The 25,417-nt window shown below is 26.7% G+C and carries 23 protein-coding genes and 2 pseudogenes; 13 read left to right on the top strand and 12 right to left on the bottom strand.

What is annotated here, in order from left to right:
• Positions 1 to 150: 150 nt before the first annotated feature.
• From LQ686_RS12185 to LQ686_RS12195, 3 genes are all read right to left on the bottom strand, one after another.
• Complete coding sequence (locus LQ686_RS12185; RefSeq protein ID WP_107602369.1) at positions 151 to 330, bottom strand: hypothetical protein; 180 nt, start codon at positions 328 to 330, stop codon at positions 151 to 153.
• A 188-nt stretch (positions 331 to 518) separates the two neighbouring features.
• Complete coding sequence (locus tag LQ686_RS12190; protein ID WP_107602370.1) at positions 519 to 761, bottom strand: plasmid replication-associated protein; 243 nt, start codon at positions 759 to 761, stop codon at positions 519 to 521.
• Positions 762 to 770: 9 nt separating this feature from the next.
• Positions 771 to 1,562, bottom strand: coding sequence for a ParA family protein (locus tag LQ686_RS12195; RefSeq protein WP_239733383.1), 792 nt, complete (start codon positions 1,560 to 1,562; stop codon positions 771 to 773).
• Positions 1,563 to 2,219: 657 nt separating this feature from the next.
• Here LQ686_RS12195 and LQ686_RS12200 point away from each other — a divergent pair.
• From LQ686_RS12200 to LQ686_RS12215, 4 genes are all read left to right on the top strand, one after another.
• Positions 2,220 to 3,221 (top strand): replication initiator protein A, encoded by a 1,002-nt coding sequence (locus tag LQ686_RS12200; RefSeq protein ID WP_239733385.1) that lies wholly within the window; start codon positions 2,220 to 2,222, stop codon positions 3,219 to 3,221.
• 120 nt (positions 3,222 to 3,341) lie between these two features.
• Positions 3,342 to 3,707 (top strand): hypothetical protein, encoded by a 366-nt coding sequence (locus LQ686_RS12205; RefSeq protein ID WP_239733387.1) that lies wholly within the window; start codon positions 3,342 to 3,344, stop codon positions 3,705 to 3,707.
• A gap of 368 nt (positions 3,708 to 4,075) precedes the next feature.
• Complete coding sequence (locus tag LQ686_RS12210; protein ID WP_159316308.1) at positions 4,076 to 4,243, top strand: hypothetical protein; 168 nt, start codon at positions 4,076 to 4,078, stop codon at positions 4,241 to 4,243.
• Positions 4,240 to 4,614, top strand: a complete 375-nt coding sequence (locus LQ686_RS12215) for a hypothetical protein (RefSeq protein ID WP_239733389.1) — start codon at positions 4,240 to 4,242, stop codon at positions 4,612 to 4,614. Before LQ686_RS12210 ends, LQ686_RS12215 begins: the two co-directional genes overlap by 4 nt.
• A gap of 46 nt (positions 4,615 to 4,660) precedes the next feature.
• Here the strand turns inward: LQ686_RS12215 and LQ686_RS12220 are convergent.
• A pseudogene (locus LQ686_RS12220) lies at positions 4,661 to 5,134 on the bottom strand (DinB/UmuC family translesion DNA polymerase); the annotation flags it as partial.
• Between the two features lie 671 nt (positions 5,135 to 5,805).
• Here LQ686_RS12220 and LQ686_RS12225 point away from each other — a divergent pair.
• The 3 genes and pseudogenes from LQ686_RS12225 to LQ686_RS12235 all read left to right on the top strand — a co-directional run.
• Positions 5,806 to 6,036: pseudogene (locus LQ686_RS12225) on the top strand (rhodanese-like domain-containing protein); the annotation flags it as partial.
• A gap of 1,158 nt (positions 6,037 to 7,194) precedes the next feature.
• Positions 7,195 to 8,013: a hypothetical protein gene (locus LQ686_RS12230; RefSeq protein ID WP_204169119.1), complete on the top strand. Its 819-nt coding sequence runs from the start codon at positions 7,195 to 7,197 to the stop codon at positions 8,011 to 8,013.
• Positions 8,014 to 8,120: 107 nt separating this feature from the next.
• A complete protein-coding gene (locus tag LQ686_RS12235) occupies positions 8,121 to 8,222 on the top strand; it encodes a type I toxin-antitoxin system Fst family toxin (protein ID WP_002495781.1) in 102 nt (33 codons plus the stop codon).
• A 129-nt stretch (positions 8,223 to 8,351) separates the two neighbouring features.
• On the opposite strand, the gene LQ686_RS12240 is transcribed toward LQ686_RS12235, so the two are convergent.
• From LQ686_RS12240 to LQ686_RS12260, 5 genes are all read right to left on the bottom strand, one after another.
• Positions 8,352 to 10,208 carry an ATP-dependent nuclease gene (locus tag LQ686_RS12240; protein WP_239733392.1) on the bottom strand — a complete coding sequence of 619 codons (1,857 nt, stop codon included), beginning with the start codon at positions 10,206 to 10,208 and terminating at the stop codon, positions 8,352 to 8,354.
• A gap of 204 nt (positions 10,209 to 10,412) precedes the next feature.
• Positions 10,413 to 10,961 (bottom strand): recombinase family protein, encoded by a 549-nt coding sequence (locus LQ686_RS12245; protein ID WP_239733393.1) that lies wholly within the window; start codon positions 10,959 to 10,961, stop codon positions 10,413 to 10,415.
• Positions 10,962 to 11,186: 225 nt separating this feature from the next.
• The gene (locus LQ686_RS12250; protein WP_239733395.1) at positions 11,187 to 12,017 is read right to left on the bottom strand and encodes a class I SAM-dependent methyltransferase; all 831 of its coding nucleotides are present in this window, start codon (positions 12,015 to 12,017) and stop codon (positions 11,187 to 11,189) included.
• Between the two features lie 74 nt (positions 12,018 to 12,091).
• Positions 12,092 to 13,087 (bottom strand): sensor histidine kinase, encoded by a 996-nt coding sequence (locus tag LQ686_RS12255; RefSeq protein ID WP_239733397.1) that lies wholly within the window; start codon positions 13,085 to 13,087, stop codon positions 12,092 to 12,094.
• A 5-nt stretch (positions 13,088 to 13,092) separates the two neighbouring features.
• Positions 13,093 to 13,758: a response regulator transcription factor gene (locus LQ686_RS12260; RefSeq protein ID WP_239733399.1), complete on the bottom strand. Its 666-nt coding sequence runs from the start codon at positions 13,756 to 13,758 to the stop codon at positions 13,093 to 13,095.
• Between the two features lie 330 nt (positions 13,759 to 14,088).
• Here LQ686_RS12260 and LQ686_RS12265 point away from each other — a divergent pair, with 330 nt between their 5' ends.
• Positions 14,089 to 15,804 (top strand): ABC transporter ATP-binding protein, encoded by a 1,716-nt coding sequence (locus LQ686_RS12265; RefSeq protein ID WP_239733401.1) that lies wholly within the window; start codon positions 14,089 to 14,091, stop codon positions 15,802 to 15,804.
• A gap of 115 nt (positions 15,805 to 15,919) precedes the next feature.
• Here LQ686_RS12265 and LQ686_RS12270 read toward each other — a convergent pair whose 3' ends face one another.
• The 3 genes from LQ686_RS12270 to LQ686_RS12280 form a co-directional block, all read right to left on the bottom strand.
• Complete coding sequence (locus LQ686_RS12270) at positions 15,920 to 17,194, bottom strand: S8 family peptidase (RefSeq protein WP_239733402.1); 1,275 nt, start codon at positions 17,192 to 17,194, stop codon at positions 15,920 to 15,922.
• Positions 17,195 to 17,240: 46 nt separating this feature from the next.
• A complete protein-coding gene (gene lanM, locus LQ686_RS12275; RefSeq protein WP_239733404.1) occupies positions 17,241 to 19,835 on the bottom strand; it encodes a type 2 lanthipeptide synthetase LanM in 2,595 nt (864 codons plus the stop codon).
• 80 nt (positions 19,836 to 19,915) lie between these two features.
• Positions 19,916 to 20,080, bottom strand: a complete 165-nt coding sequence (locus LQ686_RS12280; RefSeq protein WP_199194657.1) for a class II lanthipeptide, LchA2/BrtA2 family — start codon at positions 20,078 to 20,080, stop codon at positions 19,916 to 19,918.
• Positions 20,081 to 20,215: 135 nt separating this feature from the next.
• On the opposite strand from LQ686_RS12280, the gene LQ686_RS12285 reads away from it, so the two are divergent.
• From LQ686_RS12285 to LQ686_RS12305, 5 genes are all read left to right on the top strand, one after another.
• Positions 20,216 to 20,407: a plantaricin C family lantibiotic gene (locus LQ686_RS12285; protein WP_107602421.1), complete on the top strand. Its 192-nt coding sequence runs from the start codon at positions 20,216 to 20,218 to the stop codon at positions 20,405 to 20,407.
• 96 nt (positions 20,408 to 20,503) lie between these two features.
• Entirely contained in the window at positions 20,504 to 23,473 is a 2,970-nt protein-coding gene (locus LQ686_RS12290) for a type 2 lanthipeptide synthetase LanM family protein (protein WP_239733407.1), read from the top strand.
• Between the two features lie 17 nt (positions 23,474 to 23,490).
• Entirely contained in the window at positions 23,491 to 24,327 is an 837-nt protein-coding gene (locus LQ686_RS12295; protein WP_239733409.1) for an ABC transporter ATP-binding protein, read from the top strand.
• Positions 24,324 to 25,055: an ABC transporter permease gene (locus LQ686_RS12300; protein ID WP_239733410.1), complete on the top strand. Its 732-nt coding sequence runs from the start codon at positions 24,324 to 24,326 to the stop codon at positions 25,053 to 25,055. Before LQ686_RS12295 ends, LQ686_RS12300 begins: the two co-directional genes overlap by 4 nt.
• A 183-nt stretch (positions 25,056 to 25,238) precedes the next feature.
• On the top strand, positions 25,239 to 25,417 hold a 179-nt coding region (locus tag LQ686_RS12305; RefSeq protein ID WP_345772683.1), incomplete at its 3' end, for a helix-turn-helix domain-containing protein.

Below are 25,417 nucleotides of genomic sequence, written 5' to 3' on the forward strand. Positions count from 1 at the left end.
AATAAAGTTAGAATTCAACAAAAACTAGGCTACTTATCCCCTATAGAATATAGGAAATTAGCAGCCTAGAAAATAGTGTTTTTATTGAGCTACCTTAGTAAGGCTGCAGTGCCAAATTTAAATGGAAGCTTTTTATTAAAATTTATAAATTTAAAGGTTAGATCCTACTATCAAAATGATAACGCAAATAACTGCTAAAACCGCAAAAATAGTGACCCCTGTAAAACTCTTAGTTCCACTAGAAGAAATTAATTGCATAATCCAAAATCCCAATGCTAGCAAAGCAAATATTACTGCTCCTATACCAGCAATTGTTAACAACATATTCAAATTAAAAACCTCCTAAATAATTTTGTGTAGTATACACCTATATACACATTATTCCACTCTTTTTTCAACTTTAAAAGATTAAGTAAATATTTATATATCACCTATACTAAAATAAAATATCTATGCTTAACCTCTTAATTTTTTATTATACTATAAATTCTTTTGTATAGTTTTTACAAAAAATCATTTTAATAGCCATTTTTTTCTAAAAATTCATTTAATACCTTATCTGATATTGCTTTTATTGAAGTGTCTTTATCCAATGCCATTTGATTTAATCTCTTTTTGACTAAAGTATCAACTCTCATAGTTGAACTTTTAGCTACAGGTCTATAATTTTCTGTATACTTCACTGCTGAAGTATCTATATCATCTAAAAAACCTTTTTTCTTTTCTTCATCAACCTTTATTCCATCTAAAAATCCTGTCATTATAACCACCTATCCTTCTATAAGTTCTATTCTTTTAACTAATTCTTTGTAAATTTCTTCTAACATATGCAGCACTCTTTTATCATGTGTATCTTTATCTCTTATGCCCTCTGCTCCGAATTTTTTAATTCTTTCTCTTTGAAATATTTGATTCTTAAATAAGGCATTTGAAAAAGTCTTTTTAGATATTTCTAATATCTGCTCATCAATATTACCATTTTTCTTGATTAATACAGGTATTGCACCTATTAATTCAAATGGTAAATCTGACTCTTTTTTTCTATCTCTTAAGAAGTTAACAAATGATAAACTACTTTCATAAGCTGATTGTTGAGTTTGAAATACCATAGCAATATAATCACTTGCGTATACAGCATTATTTGTAAAATCTGAATTTATAGTTGGCGGAACATCTATAAAGATATAGTCAAAATTATAATCCATTTTAATTTGATCAATAACTGATTTGAGTATATATCGCTTTTTAACAATATCTGTTTTTGCAATAATATCTGATAAATTAGCTAGTGAAGAATCTGCAGGTATTAATGATAAATTAGTTGATAAATTTATCACACTGTCTTCTAATTCACCAGTTTTAAGAGTATCTATAAATGGCTTTTTCTCATCTATTGCTTCTGGATATGTTCTTTTCATAATTTGTGTTGCATTGCCTTGAGGATCGAAATCAACTAATAAAACCTTTTTATCATATTTCTCAGATGCAATATACGATAATAAAGTTGACACCGTAGTTTTACCTACTCCTCCTTTAAAATTACCAATAGTTATAACTGACATAGATTACACTCCTTACTATTATAATATCATCATTATAACAATCACTTGTTACATGTTACAAGTGATTTGTGTAACGGTAAATTATCATTTTACTCAGCATATAAAAATGAGCTTACTCTAGTCAAAAATTACTTTCTATATAAAATAATCGAAGAGAGTTTAAAACAAATAAATTTCTTACTTTTTATTTACTTTGATTTCATATATAATTGTATTCAAAAGATAAAATAAATATATGCATATATATCAATATGGAATAAAGAAAAGTATTACAAAATATAAATGTAAATATATTTTTGTAACTTTTTCACTATTATAAATGGTATCTCATAGAAATAATCTACTTTGAATTTTTTATTATTTTAATCATTTAATCAATTTCATGTAACATGTGATTTGTTACTATTTGTTGTTACACAATTTATTGTGTATTATCTCTCGATTTGTTAATCTTATAAATATATAAAAAAACATTCAGTTGTTGGTAGCAACTGAATGTCTTCAAAGGTAATAAAACGCGCACAAACGTTTTAATATACATATAATAATCTTATTATAACTGTAAACAATATGTGTAGCAACTACATATATTCAATAATTTTATTGTAACCGTTTTATTACCTCTAACCAAACAAAAAATGGAGCGAGGTTTTTATTATGCAAAATCAATATTTTACAGTTCAAGAAAATTACAAAGAAAGATTTTATCAAATCCCTAAAGTATTCTTTACTAGTAATAATTATAAAGATCTAACTAATGATATGAAAATAGCCTATGCTATTTTACGTGATCGCTTAAATTTATCTATTAAAAATAAATGGGTTGATGAAGATGGTAACATCTACTTTATTTATTCAAATGAAAAGCTAATGGAAATTTTAAATTGTAGAAAAGAAAAATTAACAAAAATAAAAAAAGGATTAGAAAACGCTGGTCTCCTAATTCAAAAACGACGTGGTTTAAATAAACCAAATATTCTATATTTAATGAAACCTGTTGTTACAGAATGTGATATTTACAAAATTGAAAAAGAAGAAAATGATATTGAACCTTACGGCGAGAAGGAAGTTCGAAAATCGAACGTCCAGAAGACCGAAAATCGAACGCCCGGAAGTTCGAAAATCGAACGTCCAGAAGTTCGAAAATCGAACACTAATGATACTGACTTTAGTGATACTGACTTTAGTGATACTGATATTAGTGAAATGAATGGAATGAGTGGTAATAATATAGATAGTATGTCTGAAATAAATGACCATTCACTCCATTCAAACCATGAAAATGATCATTATTTAATTGATGAACAATCTCATTTATTAAAACCCTTACCTAAAGACTTACAAGAATTCATTAAAAGTAGATATATATTAGCTGATAGCATAAGTATTATAAATAAAATTATGCAAGCTAAAAGCGAAGCAGCTAATAGACGTGGTGATCGTTTATTCTTTATGTTCGAAGAAAACCCCTTCTTATCGGAAAAAATCATTGATATCTTAATAACTGTCAATCGAGAAATGAAGAAGAAACGCGAATCAGTTCAAGCACTGTTAGGCTATTACTATAATTCATTAGTCAATGGTTTAGAAGAATTTCATTTTACAGAGCAAGCAAGAAAAACAGTACAAAATAAAGAAAATCCATTTCTAGATGTCTAAACGATCATATAAAGATCGTTTAGATATACTTCTTAAATATATTGGTAAGTTTGATACAAAAAAGTATTAAACATATAGAAGGATCAGCATAATATAAAGCTGGATAAAGGAGTTTATTATATGAAAAAGTCACTTTTAATGTCTATTACCCTCTTTATGGCTATCATTTTGGTTGCATGTGGTAAACCAAGTGAGAAATTAGAAGGCGATTGGATATCTACCAATCCTGAAACAGCAAAGGTATTTGGTAAAGAATTTAGTTTTAAAGACCATACATTTAAATCTAATGATGATGGTGTATTTATTAAATATTATAAATTCATGGATGATAATGAAAAAAATATTAATTTCTATGATGAAAAACCTAGCGAAGACAACTTTGATGAAGATTCACCATCAGAAGAAGGTGTATTAAAAATAGATGGGGATAAAGCTTCTATCACAACTGAATTAAACGGTGAAATGACTTTTGAAAGAAAAAACTAATGACTTGAATTAACTATATATTCACTTAGTGGCGTAAATGGTCTTTTAAAGGCCATTTAACGTTTCTTTCTAATTTTGGGATGTTTATATCAATGACTAATAAAAAGAACGTTCTATGTCCTTCTATGCTTATGTGATGTGCCAATCATTAAATATTAAAAAATAGATGGGATTATGTACATGTCATTTATAATTATCCTATGCTGCTTTGTTATACAAATATTTTTAGTACTATATGATCGTAAGGATAATTAAAAATATGTGCATACAAACATACTATATACTGTATATTTGTATGCGATGTGTTGAAATGTCGTAAATAAACGCTTGGTATAATAAATGAAAACGAACTAAGAAGGTTGGATACTATGCTAGAGAATAATAGATTAAGTGATATTGATATTAAAAACGATTCTGAAAAAGATAATGGTATGGTATATCTTAAAAATAAAGAAGTTGAAATCAATCGATTAATAGGTTTAGGATGCAAGGATATTGAAGATATAGGATTAACGGAAGTCAGAGTATATACATGAAATTTATTATAAAACATATCATGCTTATAAGAATCCTGTCATTTATACCTTTTGTGATAGTAGGTATGCTGATACCTGTTACTGACTATTTTATACTTTCTTTCATAGCTTTTATTTCTATATTTGGTAGTTTTCAAGTTTTTTTAACAATACTTGAAAATAAATATAAAGCCATTAATCAACATATATTTAAACGAAATGTAGTCATAAGAATCATACATTTTGTCATTATATCCATATTTGCCTGTATTATATTTGCTTTAACGGATATGTATAATAATCCAATGATTGTTTTACCGTTTATTCTATTGACAGGCTTAACAGGGGGATATATAGATCATCTTGATAAGAAAAATACAAAAATATTATAACATCTAATTGAATGATTGAAATATATTTATGATCTAGATTAACCTACTATGCTTTGTGACCACTGATTAAATTTTTTCTTGATATGACCGTTCCTTCTTCAGTTAGACTAGATGCTCTCATGACAATGTTTTTACCGTATTTATACCTGATTACATCTAATTGATTTTCTATGATTTCTGTTTTGATTTTTAAAGGATCATCGAATAATGACAGTTGTTTAATCTGATTAGGAATGAATTTGCCGAATGATATACCAATTGTTCGGTATAATTCCTCACTCTCTAATCGGTTTGATAAATAGCCCCAAAGCACATTAATAATTTCATACGTGTTTTGATAGCCTGCTTTGTTCGTAAATTGTTTTCTTACGCCACCACTGTCTGCATAACCAACATTAATACTTATTCTTGTCGGATATAAAGAATGATTTCTAACTCGATAGTAAACTTCTTCTACCTGCTCTATTAAAACAGTCTTTAATTCATGCATTTTATAATCACGCATAAGTATTTGAGATTTACCAAAAGATTTAGCTTGTACTTTATTTTAGCTAGTATATAATTTTTTTACGTTCACAAATCACATGTAACATGTTACATGTGATTTGTGAACGTGAAAGCTTTGATGTCTTTGTCTTAGTTTTCTTCTTCACTTGAGCTTCCCCCAAAACCAATTTCAACTTCGTCATATGCTTCATCATTTAAATAAAAATCTTGAATTTCTTCTTTTAATGTCTTCTCATCTCTCAAGATTAAAAACTCTAATTATAAAATTAATACATTTATACTAAATCAAATAATCACAAATCACAAGTTACATGTGATTTGTGATTATTATTTATGATGTTATTGTCTTATGAAATAATATGATGATACCTCCTTCAAAATTGTCTGAGAAAATAGGTAGTAGGAAATCTACTATTACGAGAGTTTTAAAGGTTTAGAAAAATGGGTTAGTTAAAAGAGTAGCTTTATCTAATGATAAGAGAAAAGTTTATGTTCAATTAACTGATCTTGGTTTAATGAAATTAAAAGAATTTTTACCTTATAACTATCAAATTGTTTCAAAAGTTTTTAATGAAGAAGCAAAAGAAGAATTTTATATATTAGTAAATAAACTTAAAAATAATTTAGAAAAGATAATCTATTTTAAATTAAGTAGAATTTTTAGAAACATTTCTAAGTCTTTATATTAATCATCATGAAGTTCTTAAAGATATAGAAAATGGAACAAGTAAATATGTATTTATCGAAGTTAGAAATGCACCTAAAAGTGTTAAAAAAGATAAGATCAAGAATTCTGTTAAAATACCTGCTAAAGATTTAAAAGATTATTTATCTAATTTAAACAAAGATAAGATATATGTGATTTATGATTGGACTGGTGGAACTATGTTAGGTAAGGCAGCTTTATTAGAATTTTAAAAACATGAATTTGAATCGTATGAATTAGCTCGAGCTTTAGAAGATGCAGTATAACTTTATTTTTTAAAATGATTTTCATTGCTTGGATATTAATAGCAATTTAATTATGACAAGAATATTAAAATTTTTAGGATAAAAAGTCATTATTTGTTTTTAATGGTGAAATAATATCTGTGTAAAAAACCTGATTAACATTTTTATATATTACAAATTGAACAGGAAATGAATTGGGGAAGAGTAAATTTTAAACTTGAATTTCTGATAAAAGATATACAAATGATTTTGAAAAATCATGGATATAGACTTTGTATTTTAAAGATTCAATTTGTGAATGAGTGATAATTAATTTGTGCTTTCAAATTATTAATGATTATTTTTAAATTAAATTGATCCAATAAATCATAAAACAAAAAATGAAATGGGGAATTATTATTAGAAAAAATTATAGCTAAAGTTACTCGTTGTGCAATATTTTCTTTAGAGTTATTGAAGGATTACTTTATTAATAGATCCTTAAACGCCGTGGAATAATTTTAAAATATTAAAAATTAATCACTTTAATATATGGTTTAAATGAGACGAATCAAATTAATTTTTATCCTGATTCATTCTAATTATATTAGGTTATCTTCTCTTATAACTTCTTTTGAGATTCTAACCTAAGAGCATAAGGGGATACAATGCCACTAGCGTGTCACTCAGCATAGCTGAGGTATCTAGCCCGTTACAAACGGTCTTATGCTCAAAAGTAAATGTCTTATAAAGCCTATTATATCAATGGTTTACGAGATTACAAAATTTAACAAAAAACAAATGTGCATTTTTACATTTTTTGTGCAGCGGCATTGAGTGAACTTGTATCTAAATTCTTTACAAGCCTATTAAATCAACGTTTATACGTTTATAAATTCTTTTAAATTCTAAAAAAAGCCTTATAAATTCTTTTTTTTGTGTTGATTAAACAAAAAATAAACCACCAATCATAATAGATCAGTGTTTTATTTTGATACTAATTATTGAATATTCTTCTTAATAATTCACCATCATGTGTTTCTGCTTTTAATGTTGCAATTAGTCCGTTTATTATCGAAAATTATACATATATATAGTGAAATATAATAGTTATGTATTAATTTTTTTATTGGAGGAATTATCATGGAGTTTTTAGAGTTATTTACTCGGGATTTATTATTTTGGCAAATTTTAATCGTTGTGTTTGGATCGATAGTAATAAAAAAAATCTCATTTCCAAAGTTACACCATGTTGAAATGAATCAAAAAAGTACTAAAGCTTTATCAATTCTTTCAAATTTTTTTATATTTATAATGGTTTCAATCATGATTTGCATGTTAATTCTTTTAACATTATCTGAAGTAATTACTCAAATTAGTATAAAAGAAATGAAAGAACATCAGCAAACTTTTTATGGATACTTAATATTTTTATTTATGTATTCTATGTATTTCGCACTGTTACTTTCACCCATTTGGATTAAGAAAAGGAAATTTTTTCTTTTAGAGTTAATTAATAAAGATGGAGAAAAAAAGTATTTTAAACTTTCAAAGCGATTGAATTATAACGGAATTGATAATTTAATTTATGAAGATGAAGATGGAAAAATATACGAGGAAACAGTGGAAGATATAAAAAGTAGGGAAGGTAGGTTGGTATTTATACCAAAATACAAATGGGTTTTTGATATCAGCACAAATAATTTTAAAGAATTCGAAATACTTCCTTTAATCTGGAGAAGAGTAATTTATAGTGTATTATTTTTATTAGCTATCTATATTTTATGGTTATCTATAGCTTCAATATTTACACTTTGGTCTACCAATTTAGAGATATCATTAATAAAATTTAAATTATTAATGACATGTCCTTCTATATTATTCACTACATACATTATAGTAGGTGGTTATAAATTATATTCATTATGGTTTGGTAGAAGGAAAATACCGTATAGAAAATAACATAATTCAACTTATCGGAAGTACATATGCTTCAAAAGATACAGATGGTATAATAGTGGAGTCGCCTATCTCTCAGGCGTCAATTGGCGTAGAGAGGAGGTGTAATTATGCTTGATAACTTTGTTCACATCACGACCACGGCAGCGAGTGGTTGTATCGTAGCGTTATTTGCGCATTGGCTACGCAATCGCAATGATAAGAAAAAATAGGCGACCTTTAGCCAACACCTAAAAAATCCCCTCACTATCGGAAGTAGTGAGGGGATTGGTGTATTATGCTTAATAACTTTGTTAAGTGCATTATAACATCATAGTGTAGAGGAATGCAAAAACATTTTACTAACTTTGGTTATACAGACTATTTATTATATTTTTCCAATTTTCAGTAACGTCATCCCATGAGTCCTTCCAATTTTCATTTATAAATCTGTACGCGTTATATGGTTTTTCATTAGAAGGTGGATTATATCCAAGCATATCTTCAATACACTCTTCTAATAAGTATAATTTAGCATCATCATTGAGAGCTTTAGATATTGGTTCATTGAATTTAGTTGCACCAAGTGTATTTGCATCTCTATCATGCATAACATAGGTTTTAATACCCATAGATTTTAAATAATTTACTAAAGAAATAATTGCAGCTTTACCTCTCGCTTTAATAATCTCCCAATTGTAAGAAAACTCTTTTTGCATATGCTCAGGCATTCTTAGTATAGTTTCTTTAAAAACTAGTTCTTCAGTATCACCTTCAACAATAAGAACATTTTTAGTAAAAAATATTTTGGCAATACTGTCATCCATTTTTAAAATCATTTTTACATAAGTTTTATCCTTATCAGTTAAATTTTTAAACTTAGAACTAATATTAAAAGGATTAATAATTACTTGTTCTATGTTAGGCTCATTATTATCCCCGTTTTCATTTAATGGATTTGGTTTTTCTTCTAAATTAAAAGAATTTAATATTTGATTAGTATTTTTGCTTAAATCAATCATATAAGGAGAATGTGTAGTACAAATTATTTGATTATTTTCTTGTAATGATAAACTATATATAGTCTCCTTCATCTGTTTTGCTGCCTGAGGGTGCAAATAAATTTCGGGTTCTTCAAAAGCAATTAATAAAGGTCTAATATACTCATCTTTTTGTTTCCTTTCATTTTCTCTCATATTTCTATATCTCAACATGGCAAATATTGCGGAACGAACCACTCCTGTCCCTTGATTGTTGACTGAAGTATAAATATTACTACCTAATTGAACATCAAAATTAGGTTTAATAACATCATTTGCATTTGATAAATTTGCTTTGGCAATGAAAGAAGAATTAGGAAAGATATCACTAACTACATTATTTAATTCCTTTAATAAATTTGAGAAGTCACTATTTTCATCTTGAGGATCTAATTCTTGTGCTAATTCATTCAGGTAATATTGAGCATTCTTAAAGTTTTCTGATTCTTCTCTTATATCTTCAAATAGCTGATTTAAAGTAGTCATTAAAGATCCGTTTTTACCAGATAATTCCTCATTTTGAGATTGATCTTTAATTAGAAGATATTTAGGAAGTCGACTAGAGACGTTTTGAGAAATACCTCCAGGATTTTCAAACCATTCTATAGAATCTGTTATATCAAATATTATCTCTGAGCCGTCTTCTTTTAGTTTTTTCCATTCTGAACTAGATATTTTTTTATTTATATTAATATTATTAAGTGAATTTTCGAATACTGATTTATCTACGCCATTATCTATAAAATCTTTAATACTTTTACAATCCGTATAATCTTCTTTTAAAGTTAGAGATTTTTGTTTCATTTCAATTTTACAGACACTGCTATCAAATGTTTTTCTATAATAAAAACTATAACCTTCTTTTTCAAAATCTTCGTTTTTGAAGAGCCTGTGTGAGTTAAAGCCCCTCCAATTTAATGCATCAGTAGTTAAATGATTAAACTCAGCAGTTATTATGACTTTATCAGTTAATCGATCAACTTCATTGTTATTATTAATAAAACAACAAAAATCACTATCATCGATTTTCTTTTTATCTTCTAATAGGTATTTAATTGCTTTTAATACTGAACTTTTTCCAGCGTTATTCGGCCCGATAAGAAAAGTAGTATCTTCACAAATTACTTCTGTAGAATAATGTTTTCTAAATCCTTCAATTTTTATCGATTTTAATTTCATTTTAGACAATTCCTTTAACCTTTAAATTTTATATTTTCTTTAATTTTATCATTTAGTCTTGTATCTATCATAAATAATTTTGACAATTATAAGTACACCCTAATTACACAATCGATCTATTATAATTCAAGTGTCTCATTTGTATGGTTAGGGTGTACAAAAGTCTAAAACAAATCATAGATAGCTTTAAATGATTATTTCAAACTAATCATTAATTACTCTATAAACAGTAGAACGACTTACACCTGTCTTCTTTGCGATATCTTCACCAGTCCATTTTTGTTCATCATATAAGAACTTTATTTCTCTTTTCTTGTGGTCAGGTAATGAAGGACGACCACCTTTGCGTCCTCTTGCTCTTGCAGCTGCTAGTCCTTTTTTTGTACGTTCACTTAATAAGTTAGCTTCAAGTTCTGCAAATGCACTCATCATGGTAAAGAACATTTTTCCCATCGCATCTTTGGTCGATACGTTCATATCAATAATATGTAAATCGATGTTATTTTCGTCCAACCATTGAGAAAGTTCGATGAGTTGTTTCGTTGTACGACCAAGACGATCGAGTTTGTAAATAACCAACACATCGCCTTCACGTAAATAATCTAAACATTTATCAAGTTCCGTTCTTTTTGTTTTACGTCCACTAGCTTTCTCACTAAAGATACGTTCACAACCATATTCTTCAAGTGTATCTATTTGTCCGTCTAAACTTTGATCTTGTGTTGATACACGTGCATAACCAATTTTAGCCATTTGAATACCACCTCTTTTAATCGTTTTATAGGTACTTACTAATGAAATCTCGTTCTCGATGCAAATAAACACTACTCTCATCGTCTAAAAACTCGTATTTTTTGATATTTATGACACATTGATTATAACACAAGTTTAGAAACTGAAGTATGTAAGAAAAACCTCCTAATTCTGTAGTAGGAGGTTTTGTCTCAAAAACGATGGTTTTTGTGTAATAAAATGTGATTAAATTTTTTGGCAAATTAGAGTTAAGCTATTGCTATCCTTCGAGAAAGGTGTTCCATCGATGTCTGAATAAATTCTTTCAATATTAAAAAAATCTCCAATTTCATTTTTTATATCTAATTCATTGAAGCACTTCATCCAATCATAAAATTTTTTAATTTTTTGATTTTCAAATATATATATAGATTTGTTTAGAAAAATATTTTCATAATATTTCTCTAACGAATACAGAACTGCGTGTTGTTCTGTAGATACAATATTATTTTGATTGCGATATTCCCATGCATTAACAGGAGAAAGTTGATCATAATAATGTTGTGTAGGCACATCAAAAATAAAAACACCATTTTCATTCAAAAGATTATGTACATTTTCAACTAATTTTCTACGATTCTTATATGAAAAGGTTGCATATGTCTGGTAAATTATAGTGCAAATATCAAATTTTTCATTTGATTTAAAAGATAAAATATCATCTTCAAAATAATGTATATTAGATTTAGAATTTTTTGCATTTTTAATAGCATAATTTATTGCTTTAGATGAGTAATCAATACCAGTAACATCATATCCTTTTTTTGCAAAAGCTTCAGCATATAATCCTGGTCCACAGCCTAAATCTAAGAGTTTTTTATATTTATCAGAAGGAAAATTTTCACTGAAAAATATTGAAGTTTTATTAATGAAGTCAGTATCTTTACTACCTCCATAAATTTCTGAATTGAAGTAAGAGTCAAGAACAAATGAAGAAAAAAGAGAATCTAGCCAAATATTATCTTCACTCTTTTCAAAAGGCTCCGGTGAACGCAGATGATTTAATAAATTGCTCATTTTTAACCTTCTTTCTATATTTTAAATACAATTTAATTGTATAGTAAAACTACTCTAAAAATAAAGGAGGTAAACTAGGGTTTATTTTGGATTAATTTATAAACTGTTCCTTTTTTAGAAGAATGAATATTCGTTTCAATATGAAAAAGTTTACTAATTTCAGATATGACCGCAGAACCCGATCCATTTTCGTTGAACTTATAAACATCATACCCTATACCAAAATCTTCAATAATAATATAATGTGACATAGTTATATTTAGTTTTTTTGTTTTAGAGTGGTGATATATATTGGAAATTATATTATCAAATAAGCGTTCAAACCACAGAGCCTCACCGATCCAAATAATTTCATTTTCTAAAATTTCAATATTAATTGATATTTCTTTTTTTGAAAATAAATAGCGCCATTTTTGAAGTGTATTATTAATAAGAGGAACTACATTTGTTTTTCTATTAAATGTATAAAAATCATTAATTTTATCTATTTTTTTTGAATTTATTTGGGTGCTTAATTCACTAATATAATCTATTTTTTTATATAAATTTTTAGTATCATCATCATTAATACTGTATTCCCTAGAAAGTTGAAAAATTTCCATTTTTAAAGATGTTAATGGAGTATTTATATCATGAGATAGTTGTTTTAAATAATTTTCTTGTTGATTATTATATTCGTTTAAAGTTATTTCTTGATGACGAAGTCTATCTATCAAGTGGTTAATAGATAGAGATAAGTTATTAAACTCTTTACTTATTCCACTATCGATTTCTAAATGATTGGGTAAAGTATCTTTATAAGTGATTGTTTGAACAGTGTCTTTAATATTTATTATATTATTACTGACTTTCTTTATAAAATACACACCATATAGAATTGTTACAATGGCTACCATAACTAAAATAAAATAGCTATTTAAAATAATTATATTCATTTCTATACTATTTATTCGTTTAGGGAAAAATACTTTGTAAATAGTATATACTAATTTATTAACTGTCAAAAAAACTAAAGGTACAAGTATGGTGGAAATTATAGAAAAAATAAGATATTTCATTTTTAATGTCATTTTAATCACTCATTTTCAAAAGTATTTAGTCTATATCCAATACCATACACTGTTTTAATAATTTTAGAATCCGTATCATCTAATTTTTCTCTTAGTTTTTTTATATAAACTGCCAAAATACTATCCGTAGCTTCTCCCCAAGGCCACAAATAATTGATTATTTGCTCTTTTTCTAAATTGTGATTTTTATTTTCAAACAAATAAAAGAAAAGGTCTTTTTCAGTTTTTGTTAAAATAATCTCTTTTTGCTTTATAAATAATCTTTTTTCTTGTAGTTGAACTGTTATATTTTCAATTTTATAGTTAGGTGGTCCATAATAACTATTGATTATATTATTTATTCTAGCGATTAATTCTAACGGATCAAATGGCTTTGGTAAATAATCTTCACCTAGTTTAAGACCTTCTAGTTTTGTTTTTATATCATGGCGAGCTGTTAAAAATAAAATAGGAATTTTCCGGATGCTTTTAATCTTTTTTGCGAGAACTATTCCATCCTGATACGGAAGCATGATATCCATCAGTATCAAATCATACATATTAGTATCTTCAATTAAATCTCTTCCGTCTGATTTTAATGTAACTAAAAATCCTTCATAGTTTAAAATTTTTTTAATATTCTCCGAAATATCTTTATCGTCTTCAACAACTAAAATATGATGATGACACATATAAATCACATCCTATATATTAACTATAATTAATCCTATTACGAGAAGGATTATATATACAATAAAGCATAATAATGACTTTTTCCATTTAATATTTTTATTTTTTTCTATAAAATAGCTTGATAATTCAAATATCAGAGCAATTACTGATAGAAAAAGAAAAAGCATAGATAATATAATAAATAAAGATGCTATCATAAAATCACCTCCTTATTTATTTATTTTATTATAAAAAAATTAAAAAGTTATTAATTTGCTGAAACTTTAACATGATAGTAGAATGTAACTAAAGTTTTATAATTGTAATATAAAGAATTCGGGGTTAATAATATGAAATTTAGCAATGCGTTAATATATTTATTGAAACAAATAAAATGGCCAAAGAAATTAATTGGTATATCCCTATTTATATCTATTCTTGGAAGTTTAAGTGGCTTATTGATACCAGCATTTACTGGTAATATTGTTGATAAACTCAAAGATGGTAATATTAGTTCTCAGTTTGTAATTATTTTTATCTTACTTTTTATAATAAATGCTATTTTAAATGGAGTAGGTTTATATATACTTAATAAAGTAGGAGAAATTATTATATTTTCTATAAGAAGCCTAATATGGGAAAAGATAGTTTATTTAGAAACACGCTTTTTTGATATAAATGAAAGTGGAAATATTATGAGTAGAATTACAGATGATACAAAGGTTATTAATTTTTTCTTATCATATAAGTTACCAAACTTTCTTCCCTCTCTCATAAGTATAGTTGGATCTCTTATCATGCTTTTTATTTTAGATTGGCAAATGACACTAGTTACTCTCATTATTTTCCCGATATATGCACTGGTAGTCATTCCTCTAGGAACAATTATGCAAAAAATATCTATAAATACTCAAAATGAGATAGCTAACTTTAGTGGCCTATTAGGAAGAGTATTAACAGAAATAAGATTGGTTAAAATTTCTAGTATGGAAAAAGAAGAACTAAAAAATGCTCATAATAACTTATTACATATATTCCAATTAGGACTAAAACAAGCCAAAATAACATCGATAATTCAGCCGATATCTAGCTTGGTTTTATTACTAACTGTTGGTATCATTTTAGGATTTGGCGGATTAAAAATATCGAATGGAAGTATAAGTGCTGGGACACTGGTGACGATGGTATTTTATGTTTTTCAAATGAGTATGCCTTTAGTAAATGTATCTACACTTGTAACGGATTATAAAAAAGCTGTGGGGGCTAGTAGTAGAATTTATGAAATAATTAATGAAAAAAGTGAAAACATAAAAAATAATGGCTTAACTTTTGAAGGAAATAAGAACTTAACCTTCAATAATGTTACATTTTCCTACAAAGAATGTCCTGTTTTAGAAAATGTAAGTTTTACAGCATATAATAATTCTACAACAGCTATAGTTGGCCCTTCTGGTTCTGGGAAATCAACGATTTTTCAACTTATTGAACAATTGTATCACGTTCAAAAAGGGCAAATATTATACGGAGAAGAAAATATTAATAAATTTAACCTTACAAGTTGGAGAGAGAACATAGGATATGTCACACAGGATAATCCTATGATGAATGGAAGCATTATCGATAATGTTTTATATGGAAATTCAAAAGATATAGAAATGAAAGACATTGAACATTATTCAAAAATGGCTAATGCTCATGAGTTTATAAAAGAATTTGAAGATAGCTATAACACGGTAGTTGGTGAAAGAGGCGTAAAATTATCTGGAGGACAAAAACAGAGAATAGATATTATTAGGAACTTTATAAAACAACCCAGTATATTACTTTTGGATGAAGCAACATCTAGTTTAGACAGCGAAAGTGAGAAAAAAGTTCAAACTTCTTTAGAAAGATTAATGGAGAACCGTACTACAATTGTAATTGCTCACAGACTATCTACAATTAAAAAAGCTAATCAAATTATATTTTTAGATAAAGGTAAAATAACAGGAGTTGGAACGCATGAACAATTAATACAGAACCATCATAAATATGCTTCTTTTGTAAATAATCAACATTTAAAGTGAGGATTATTATAATTGTTTTTAAATCACTAAGAAAAAATGGCTGTTTATTTTTGTAGTTCATACAAGAAAATAAACAGCCATTTTTTCTTATTAATAATAAAACTAACGGCAATTTTTAAAATTTGGTATGTAATAAATCATAAAGATTTAATATAGAACTATCTTGTTTACCCAAAATATGTCTTGTTAATTCTGGGTTTTTATTTATATTAAAATATTGATTCATAACAGCAATTGATGCAGCAACCTTTCCAGAAGCCAATGAATTACCCGTAGAGAATATATGACTTCCTTCTTGAGAAGTAGTCAGTACCCAATCATCCATAATAAGTTGATTATTTAACCAATAATCTTTTCCATATTTATCTAATAGAGTAGTGTCTCCAGCATATGCTAAAATATCTATATTGTTTTCACTATAGTTTGAATAAGAAGCTAATTGATTATTAGCATTAGCAGAAGCTACACCTATTACATTGTTGAGCTGTGATGGCAAGTCTAAAATTGTAGAAGATGGGCTAAATTCAGTAATTTTATCTTTTTCTACAATATAGTTCAAGAATTCTTCTCTGTTATCAATATTTATATTATCATTCCCTAAAGCTCCGACAACAATAACACCTTTCTGTTCAGCATAATCTATAGCTTTTTGAAAACCTTGTATTTCTAAATTTCTATTAGGCAAATACTCTCCATTTTTTTTATGTGGTTCACGAATAATGTACGATCCTAAACTTAAATTTATTACATCTACACCATCATTAGCTGCCTTAATAATAGCTTTCATAATCCATACATTGTCTGCAGACTTGCCACCAAAAATCCTATATACCCTTATCCCTAAATTTGGAGCTACACTCGTTATATTCCCTTTTCCACAAATTTGACCTGCTACTTGTGTGCCGTGATTTAATTTATCAATCATATAATCAGGATGACCATTTTCATCTTCTTCCTGACCTCTAAAACCATTCTTGGGAACCATATTTACTTTAGATAAAATATTATCTTTAAGATCGGGATGATTTATATCAATCCCCGAATCAATAAGAGCTACACAATATTCGTGACTACCTGTACACATAGAATGAGTCTTATAATTTCGAGTTATCTTTTTAATATCCCACTGTATTTTTTTCGAATGAGGCATACTTTCTTGGTTTGAAGAAAGTGTATTTAAGTTGACTATGGATTGAGATTCACTAATTAGAAATTTAGTATCATGATAGAATTGTAATACATTTTTTTTATCTCCATATATTTGTAATATAAAGATTTCTGGTATTTCATATACAATTAATAAGTTATAGTTTTTAATCTCTTTTTTTGTGTATAAATACTCTTCTAGATTTTTACTTATGATTGTATAATATCCTCTTTCAAAAAACATATTTTCAGTATTACAAAATTTTAAAATTTGACACACCTCTTTTTTATTAAGTTAACAAATTTTTTATTAGATCAGTATTAGGATTTATTAAATTTAGCATTTGCCCTGTTTTACCTAAAAAGAGTGAAACATTTTCATTAGGATATGTATAACCAGATGTCCATTCAAAAGACAAAGTGCTTAATAGGTCTTTTGAATTATCATAATTACTATCCAAGGTCATTAATACTAGTGAATTTCCATGGCTTCCATGACAAACTGATTGTAAATTATTTGATAATCTATAATTTTTTATTAATTGATTTTCTAGTTCTTTTAAAGATAGACCATTTACATATGGACTCATTTCTCGGATTCTATTTCTTGCAATTACCATGCCCGAGACTCCATTACACCAAACAATAGGGACTTTTTCTTTATCAACATAATACAGTTCGTTTTCTTTTAGAATCATATTGTTGACCTCAGATAATATATTAGCATTTTTCATTATTTTATTTGATTTAATTAAAGCTAAAGCTATACCACTTAAGCCATGTGCTAAACCTATTTTATCCATAGTTGAATCGATGCGTTCAAGTAAAATATGACTTAATTTCTCGATATCTTTAATCAAAAATTCAAATTTATAATATTCATATATATCAACTAATAAAGATATAATACCACTAACTCCACCTAAATAATCCAGTGGTGCAGCTGTCTCATTACTAAGATAACTCTGATAGTTGCTCAATAATAATTTTAATTCTTCGGAAAATTCAATATTTTCATCAAAATATTTATTAACTAGATAAATATACTTAAAATAAGAAAAACGACCATGATAAGCAGAATAATTATTTTCATAATCAAGCTTATATAAATCAAAAATACCTTTATGAAACTTCTTTATTAGATTTGAGGTTAAAAAAGAAGGATTGTGTTTATTATACTCAAGTAAAGTTAATACTCCTCCAGACAAACCATAATACAAATCGTATGTAATAGGTGCTAATATTACATTACCTAATGTATCATATTTTAAATTCAAAGGATTAAAAGCACTCAATTCCTCTTTTAGTGTGAAAAATTCTTTTTCTAGAGTCGAACTCTTCTTTAATTTATGAAGAGAATATTTATTAGAATGATCAACGTTCTCTCTGTATGCATCTATCGAACTCTTAATTATTTTAAGCTGGGTATTTAACTCCTCAATACTATATTGATTTATTCTTCTAGTCACTCTCTCTATTGAAGATTCTTCAAAGAATTCTGAAATTATAACTTCTTCTTTTGAAGAGTACAAGTTTTTAGAATAGATATCGGCATGAAAGATTGGTGTATCTAAATTCATTAAACTTTCTAGTTCTCTTTTAGCTATAACTTGGTTGTCTTTATAATCTTCAATACTATCAGCTAATATTTCTAAAATACCTTTGTTACTTTCTAATTGACGGAAAAATTCTATATACTTAGCATAAATATATGTTGGCCTTAATACACTTCTAACACTGAACTCATTTTTTATTATTAAGTTAATTAGATAATTCTTATTATTAAGAGTTATTTTATACGAATCATGGAATCCATTCAGAAAAGAATTTATTTCATCGTAAATTTCACAATATACCCCTTCTTTAGTCTTTGGAATGTTTGTTGACTTTTTTCGGTTTTTTGATATTTCTTCTACTATAGTTATAGCATCGTTATCTTCATTTATTATTTTAGAAATAATATTATCCGTATAAGATTGGTTCGTAGTACCACCTAAAAATCGAATATTATCACTATAAGTCGAATAATCAAACAGTAGTGTGTTTAAAATAGTTTCTAAAAATGGATATGAAGCATTTGAAATATCTAGTTTTTTTATATTGGGTTGTAAAATAGTTTCTAAATCTATAAAAACTGGTTGGTTTCCCTTAGAAATAATATTCTCATAATGCATATCATTAGCATTTAAAGCATATAATATTTGAGTCTGTACACCTAAATCATAGTAGTATTTTTTTGCTTCATTATCTGATTTCATATATTCATAATCTATGTACTCTTGCCATCCATAAGTCTCTTTATCTAGTATAAATGGTATATATGGATCAAACTCGAGAGACTCTGCGTAAAATCTAAGAATATTAAAATAAAATAAATCTGGTTTTAAGCTCTTAGGTTTATATAAAAGCTTTGTTGCACTGTCTAAATAAACAATAGCTACTGTCCTTCCATTATTATGAGAATCACCTAAATCAATATGGATATCCGATAGTTTACTGCTTTTACTAACATTAGGTATATGTAATCTATCTTGTTCAAAATTCTCTGAAATTTCATATATGTAATCTAAATAAAAATCGACTCTTTTATTGAGTTGTTGTATTAAAGGGGACGAATTATGCAAATTATGTGTATAAGATCTTACATAAGATTTTATTAAAGCATTAGAGTCTTTTGATTTAAAAGTATTTTCATAAGTTTCTTGATAATCTATAAGTAAATGCTTCAAAGAATTCTGCTTAATTAATTCTAATAAATTCACTTTTATATTTGAATAAAATAAATCATTTACACTTATTTTCGAAACATTTTTCAAATTATAAACTAGACTATCGAATCTCTTTTTATAAAATTTTTGATAAATATATTCTAGTATTTCCTCCATATATTCTTCCTCCTTAAAAGCCCTCCCCTAATACAAAAGGGAGGGCTTTTAATATTAAAATTTAAATATTATGATAAACGTTATTTACCTGGACAAGCTTTCACAACTGATGCGCATTTTGTTGTTGGACAAACAGCAAGTGAAGCAGGAACAACTGTTGTTGTTGGTGTAACCCTTGGTGATGATGCAGAACCTTTTGAAATATTTTCTAACTCTTTAATTGTTACCTTCTGAATATTAGTCATAATAGATTCCTCCAAATTATCATTGATTGTTAATAAATTTACATGTACCATTATACTTGTAGGCTACTTTTTACACTGAAAGTGTACCATAATTATAGAATTATAACAAATTCAATCAAGGAGGATTTACTAATTATGAACAAACAAGAAATAGAGCTTTTTGAATCAGCAGGTAACTTCGCCAAAGAACTTGAGAATGGTAGTCTTGAGAACATTTTCGGCGGAGATTCACAACCAAGAGAATTTACTAGCGACAACGATGGTAAATATAAATCAATTACTTGGGAATGTTCAATCTGTCCAACACATACTTGTTTTGGATGTTAAAATCTTCATGGTACTAAAAGGATTTCCTTTTAGTACCTTTTCAATTTTAATGTTAACTCTAAAATATTAATATCTTATTAACAAGGAGATTTTTTTGTGAGTAATTTAATAAATATTATAAAACAATTTATTCCAGATTCGGATGAATCTAAATTAAATACTATTACTAACACTTTTTTTGATATGAATTTTTCAGATTTTGAAGATAAATATTACATGAACAATAAATCTCCTTTTCAAAAAGAGGTGGATTTAGAAAAATATAAGAACTCTGATTTTAAATCTAGGCCTTCAACAAGAGGAATGAATGTAATAACGGATTATATAATCTATTGCAACGATATAAATTACGCAAACTGCATAAAAGGTTTGTCATACATAGATAACAAAAAAGTAAAAAGAATTAATGATGATTTACTTTATCAACTTTCAATAATGTTAATGAAATTTTTATACCGAACTGTTGTATATGATATAAACAAAAAAAGAACAAAAAATTTATTTTTTAATACTGATGAAAAAGAACAATTCAAAGAATATTTAGAAGAATTAAAGGATAACAAAAAATTATTCGATTTTATTGAAAAATACCCTAGTTTAATTCAAGCTATAGAAAATTACCTTCATCAACTACATAAAAATATCCTACAATTCTTTCATCATTTAAAAAATGATGAATCATCTATAGCAGAAAAATTTCAATGTCGCACTCAAAACTTAGATTCTATATCCTTAGCACAAGGAGACCTCCATAATCAGGGGAAAATGGTTATTCACTGTACATATGAAGAAGGGTCAATATTTTATAAGCCAAGAAAAGGCGATGTCGATTTATTATTTTCCGATTTACTATCATTTTTTAATAAAAATACGAATCATGACTTACAGGCAACAAATAATTTAATTAAATCGAATTATTTTTGGGTAAAAGGTGTTGATTACAAAGAATGTAATAGTAAAAGTGAAGTATCTAATTTTTATTATGAGTTAGGAATAATTCTTGCTTTCTTATATATATTCGATGCAACAGACTTTCACGCTGAAAACTTAATATCACATGGAAGCCATCCTATTCTCATAGACTTAGAAAGTTTGATAGGAAATAGGAATTTTAGAGATTTTTCTGATGCAACAGATTTCAATAGATACTTACTATCCTCATCCGTAAAATCTACTGGTATACTGCCATTTATTTTTGGGGATAATGAATCCTCAGATGTAAGTGCTATTGGGAAAAAAGGTGCCAATCAGTCTTCCATTAAGGTACCTAAAATGAGCAATATTGGTACTTCTAATATTGCTGTTAGAAGTGAATATATTGATATTGAAGCATCTAAAAATCATCCTAAGCTTAATAATGAGTATGTAGATTCTGAATTATATACATCTGATGTAAAAAAAGGTTTTTCTATAGCTTATGACTTTATATTAAAAGAACAAAAGAACATATTAGAATTAATAAAAAGAAAAGCAAAAAATGTATTCTTACGTCATATAAATAAGCCCACAATGTTCTATACAAATTTAATAAACCTTAGTTATCATCCCCTAGTTATTCAAAATATTGCTCTTCGCGACTTTTTTATAGCTAGTCAATTAATTCAAGAAAAAAATGATTTAATTATACAAGAATTTGAAGATATGATTCAAAGTAATGTACCTTATTTTTCATATAATCTATGTAGTAAAGAATTAAATCATCATAGTCTTATGACATACAATAATTACTTCAAAACGAGTTCTTTTGATAATATTAAAAATAAATTCAGCCTTTTGTCTAATATCGATAAAAACAAACAATTAATGTTTATTGAAAATTCTATGTTAAAAAATACATTGATTAACGATGATAAAGATAAAAATTATTGTATTAAAAACTATAAAAATATAGATGATCATGATTATACAAAAAAGCATAAAGAAAAGCTTTTTAATTATATAATCAAGGGTGTCGAAGAACAGATAACTAAGTATCAAATTGAATATAAGAACACTTACAGTTGGAATTCCGGTACTCTTTATGGTGAAGGGGATAAAAAAACCTATCATGATATTATTATGACTGAAAACTTATACGATGGTTTATGTGGTATGGCTTTTTATTATTACTCTCTCTATTTATACACGGAAAACAAGAAATACTTATTGAAGTCTGAGGATATAATAAGTAATATTAGAAGTTATACAATTGAAAATACTAACTTACCTATTGGAGCATTTGAAGGAGTCTTTTCTTATGTGTATTTGTGTGGACTACTTTACAAAACTACTCGTAATAATCAATATCTAGACGACTGTATACGAATTATCAAAAATTTCAAATCCAAATTAGAGTGCGACGAAACTAATGATTTCATTAGTGGAAATGCGGGTATTCTTACTGTACTAATTAATTTATATACTTCTATTGAAATTGATATTTATAAGAATGTAATATATGACTCTATTAAAACTTGTGTAAACCGTATTTATTCTAATAGAATCGAACTAAATGAAAATGAAGTGACATGGGAATTTGTAAATAAGCAACATCTAACTGGTTTTGCACATGGTAATTCTGGAGTTTCTTATGCTCTAAAACTTTACTTGCAAAAAATAGAATATTCTGTAGAAATTGAAGAACTAACAAGTAAAGCTGATAATTACGAAGACAGGTATCGAGAAGGTGATTTATGGATAAATCATAATAAAAATGAATCTCCTCCTTTTGCTTGGTGCTATGGTTCACCAGGAATACTATTAAATAGATCAATGAACTCTAAAATGAAAAATGATAATATGAAAATAGCAGAAGAAATACTTTCACAAGGCTTTTCAAGGACCCATTGTTTATGCCATGGAGATTTAGGTAATGCCATTATTCTCGAAAAATTTATAGAAAAAGAAAAGTTAAGTAATATACTATATGATATATTACTTGGAGTTACAATTGAAAAGTTACAATGTGGAATAGGAGTACCTGAAATACAAAACTTTAACTTAATGACTGGTCTGTCTGGAATTTCTTATGGATTAATGTACATATTAAAGAATGACATTCCAAATGTTTTGATTTTAGAAATCTAAAAAAGGTGTGTTATAAAGTGATTAAAGTAGAAAATCTATCAGTTTCAACAAAACATCAACATATTTTAAAAAATATTTCTTATACATTTGAAGACGGGAAAATTTATGGTTTACTTGGTCCCAATGGAGCAGGAAAAACAACGCTTTTCAAATCTATGATTAATGTAATAGAATATTCAGGACAAATTGAAAATTCACACAGCAGAAATAACATCGGACATTTAATCGAATATCCTGCATTTTATGATAATTTAAGTTGTTATGACAACTTAAAACTCCATGCTAGCTACAAAAAAATCCATCTAGATAATATATTGGATTTTTTATCTATGGTGGGTCTCAAAGAAGCAAAAGAAAAAAAATTCAAAACTTTATCTATGGGTATGAAGCAAAGATTAGGAATAGCAAGGTCATTGATGGGAAACCCAAAAACTATACTTCTCGACGAACCTTCAAATGGACTTGATCCAAGTGGTATTAGAGAGATTAGACATATTATCTCTAATCATGTAAATATAAATAATAGAACTACAATCATTTCTAGTCATATATTAAAAGAAATTGAAGAATTTACAGATGTTTTTGTATTTATTAATAACGGGAAAATAATTGCCAATATTAAAAATACTCATACATCTTATGCATGTTTAAAATTAAAAGAATTACCAATAGATATTTCACAAAACAAAGATTTTCAAGGAGAAATTTCAATAATTTTTGATGGAGAATTTTATAATCTTATAGGTGAGCACCAATTTTTAAGTACTTTACAGGAAAACATAGAGGAATTAAATTTAGAAGAATTATACTTAAAAATCATGGAAATTCAAGTTGAAGAGGTGTTTTTAAAATGACAACATTTATAAAAAATGAATTTATAAAAATCAAAAGCGAAAAATTCTTATTGGTTATTCTTATTTTAATGCTGATTCCATTTGGAATGAATTTTGCAAACTTTATAATAAATGATAAAAACTTATCCCTATCAGATGGATTTTATTTTAGATTTTATAATCAATATTTTATGCTTCTCCCCATCATTAGTTGCATTATCGCGTCCTCTGTATATTATATTGAATATAAAAATAATACATTCACTAATTGGTTTTCATACAGTACCAGCCGCCCATTATTATTTTTTTCTAAAGGTATAGTTTCATTACTACTATCTCTTTTTTATTCTATAATTAATTTATTAATTATTTTAATTTTCTATATTATTAATGGGAGACCCGTCTCAGAAATACTTGCTATTACATTTTCTTTCTCAATAGTTAATTTAATAGTTATACTACTTGTTAATTTCTTTAGTATAGCAATAATTAACATAACTAAAAATATAATTGTTTCGATTGTAAGTGGGATTATAATCTCCATGGTTTCAATGATATTTATGGCCGCTCCCTTTTCATACGTCATTCCAACAACCTTTGGTTATAGACTAGGATTAGTATTTATAGACTCTAGTTTATATTATCCAAACGTATTATATACAATTATAGTGGGCTGTTCTATTTCTATTTTATTATTTGCGTTACTATTGTTTATTGCTTATAAATCATTGATTTATAAAAAGATTTAATTAATGATCAATGTTTCAAAGTTCTATTCAATTATCTACAGTAATTTTTAGACTGCTCATTTAGTGTGAATACATAATGGTAAGTAGTCTTTTTTAATAAAAAGCTTCCATTTAAATTGCACTAACCCCATGATGTGGGAGTAAATAAAAACACTTTCGTTGAATTCATATTAAAATGAATTTATACGGAGGTGTTTTTTCTATGAAAGAGTGGCATATTCAGTTGAAACAAAATATAAAGTAGTAGAAATGAAACTTAAAGGATATAGCGCAAGAGAAATAATGGATGCTTTAAATATTAAAAATGAATCTCAAGTTAAAGTGTGGTGGAAATGGTATAGAAATGGGGAAACACATAGATT

It is taken from the genome of Mammaliicoccus sp. J-M41 (genome assembly GCF_022385935.1).
GTDB classification, from domain to species: domain Bacteria; phylum Bacillota; class Bacilli; order Staphylococcales; family Staphylococcaceae; genus Mammaliicoccus; species Mammaliicoccus sciuri_A.

What these genes read in the sequence shown, in the direction of transcription:
- LQ686_RS12190 (WP_107602370.1), bottom strand. Translation starts at nt 761, where the DNA reads ATGACAGGATTTTTAGATGGAATAAAGGTTGATGAAGAAAAGAAAAAA.
- LQ686_RS12195 (WP_239733383.1), bottom strand. Translation starts at nt 1,562, where the DNA reads ATGTCAGTTATAACTATTGGTAATTTTAAAGGAGGAGTAGGTAAAACT.
- LQ686_RS12200 (WP_239733385.1), top strand. Translation starts at nt 2,220, where the DNA reads ATGCAAAATCAATATTTTACAGTTCAAGAAAATTACAAAGAAAGATTT.
- LQ686_RS12205 (WP_239733387.1), top strand. Translation starts at nt 3,342, where the DNA reads ATGAAAAAGTCACTTTTAATGTCTATTACCCTCTTTATGGCTATCATT.
- LQ686_RS12210 (WP_159316308.1), top strand. Translation starts at nt 4,076, where the DNA reads ATGCTAGAGAATAATAGATTAAGTGATATTGATATTAAAAACGATTCT.
- LQ686_RS12215 (WP_239733389.1), top strand. Translation starts at nt 4,240, where the DNA reads ATGAAATTTATTATAAAACATATCATGCTTATAAGAATCCTGTCATTT.
- LQ686_RS12230 (WP_204169119.1), top strand. Translation starts at nt 7,195, where the DNA reads ATGGAGTTTTTAGAGTTATTTACTCGGGATTTATTATTTTGGCAAATT.
- LQ686_RS12235 (WP_002495781.1), top strand. Translation starts at nt 8,121, where the DNA reads ATGCTTGATAACTTTGTTCACATCACGACCACGGCAGCGAGTGGTTGT.
- LQ686_RS12240 (WP_239733392.1), bottom strand. Translation starts at nt 10,208, where the DNA reads ATGAAATTAAAATCGATAAAAATTGAAGGATTTAGAAAACATTATTCT.
- LQ686_RS12245 (WP_239733393.1), bottom strand. Translation starts at nt 10,961, where the DNA reads ATGGCTAAAATTGGTTATGCACGTGTATCAACACAAGATCAAAGTTTA.
- LQ686_RS12250 (WP_239733395.1), bottom strand. Translation starts at nt 12,017, where the DNA reads ATGAGCAATTTATTAAATCATCTGCGTTCACCGGAGCCTTTTGAAAAG.
- LQ686_RS12255 (WP_239733397.1), bottom strand. Translation starts at nt 13,087, where the DNA reads ATGACATTAAAAATGAAATATCTTATTTTTTCTATAATTTCCACCATA.
- LQ686_RS12260 (WP_239733399.1), bottom strand. Translation starts at nt 13,758, where the DNA reads ATGTGTCATCATCATATTTTAGTTGTTGAAGACGATAAAGATATTTCG.
- LQ686_RS12265 (WP_239733401.1), top strand. Translation starts at nt 14,089, where the DNA reads ATGAAATTTAGCAATGCGTTAATATATTTATTGAAACAAATAAAATGG.
- LQ686_RS12270 (WP_239733402.1), bottom strand. Translation starts at nt 17,194, where the DNA reads ATGTTTTTTGAAAGAGGATATTATACAATCATAAGTAAAAATCTAGAA.
- lanM (WP_239733404.1), bottom strand. Translation starts at nt 19,835, where the DNA reads ATGGAGGAAATACTAGAATATATTTATCAAAAATTTTATAAAAAGAGA.
- LQ686_RS12280 (WP_199194657.1), bottom strand. Translation starts at nt 20,080, where the DNA reads ATGACTAATATTCAGAAGGTAACAATTAAAGAGTTAGAAAATATTTCA.
- LQ686_RS12285 (WP_107602421.1), top strand. Translation starts at nt 20,216, where the DNA reads ATGAACAAACAAGAAATAGAGCTTTTTGAATCAGCAGGTAACTTCGCC.
- LQ686_RS12300 (WP_239733410.1), top strand. Translation starts at nt 24,324, where the DNA reads ATGACAACATTTATAAAAAATGAATTTATAAAAATCAAAAGCGAAAAA.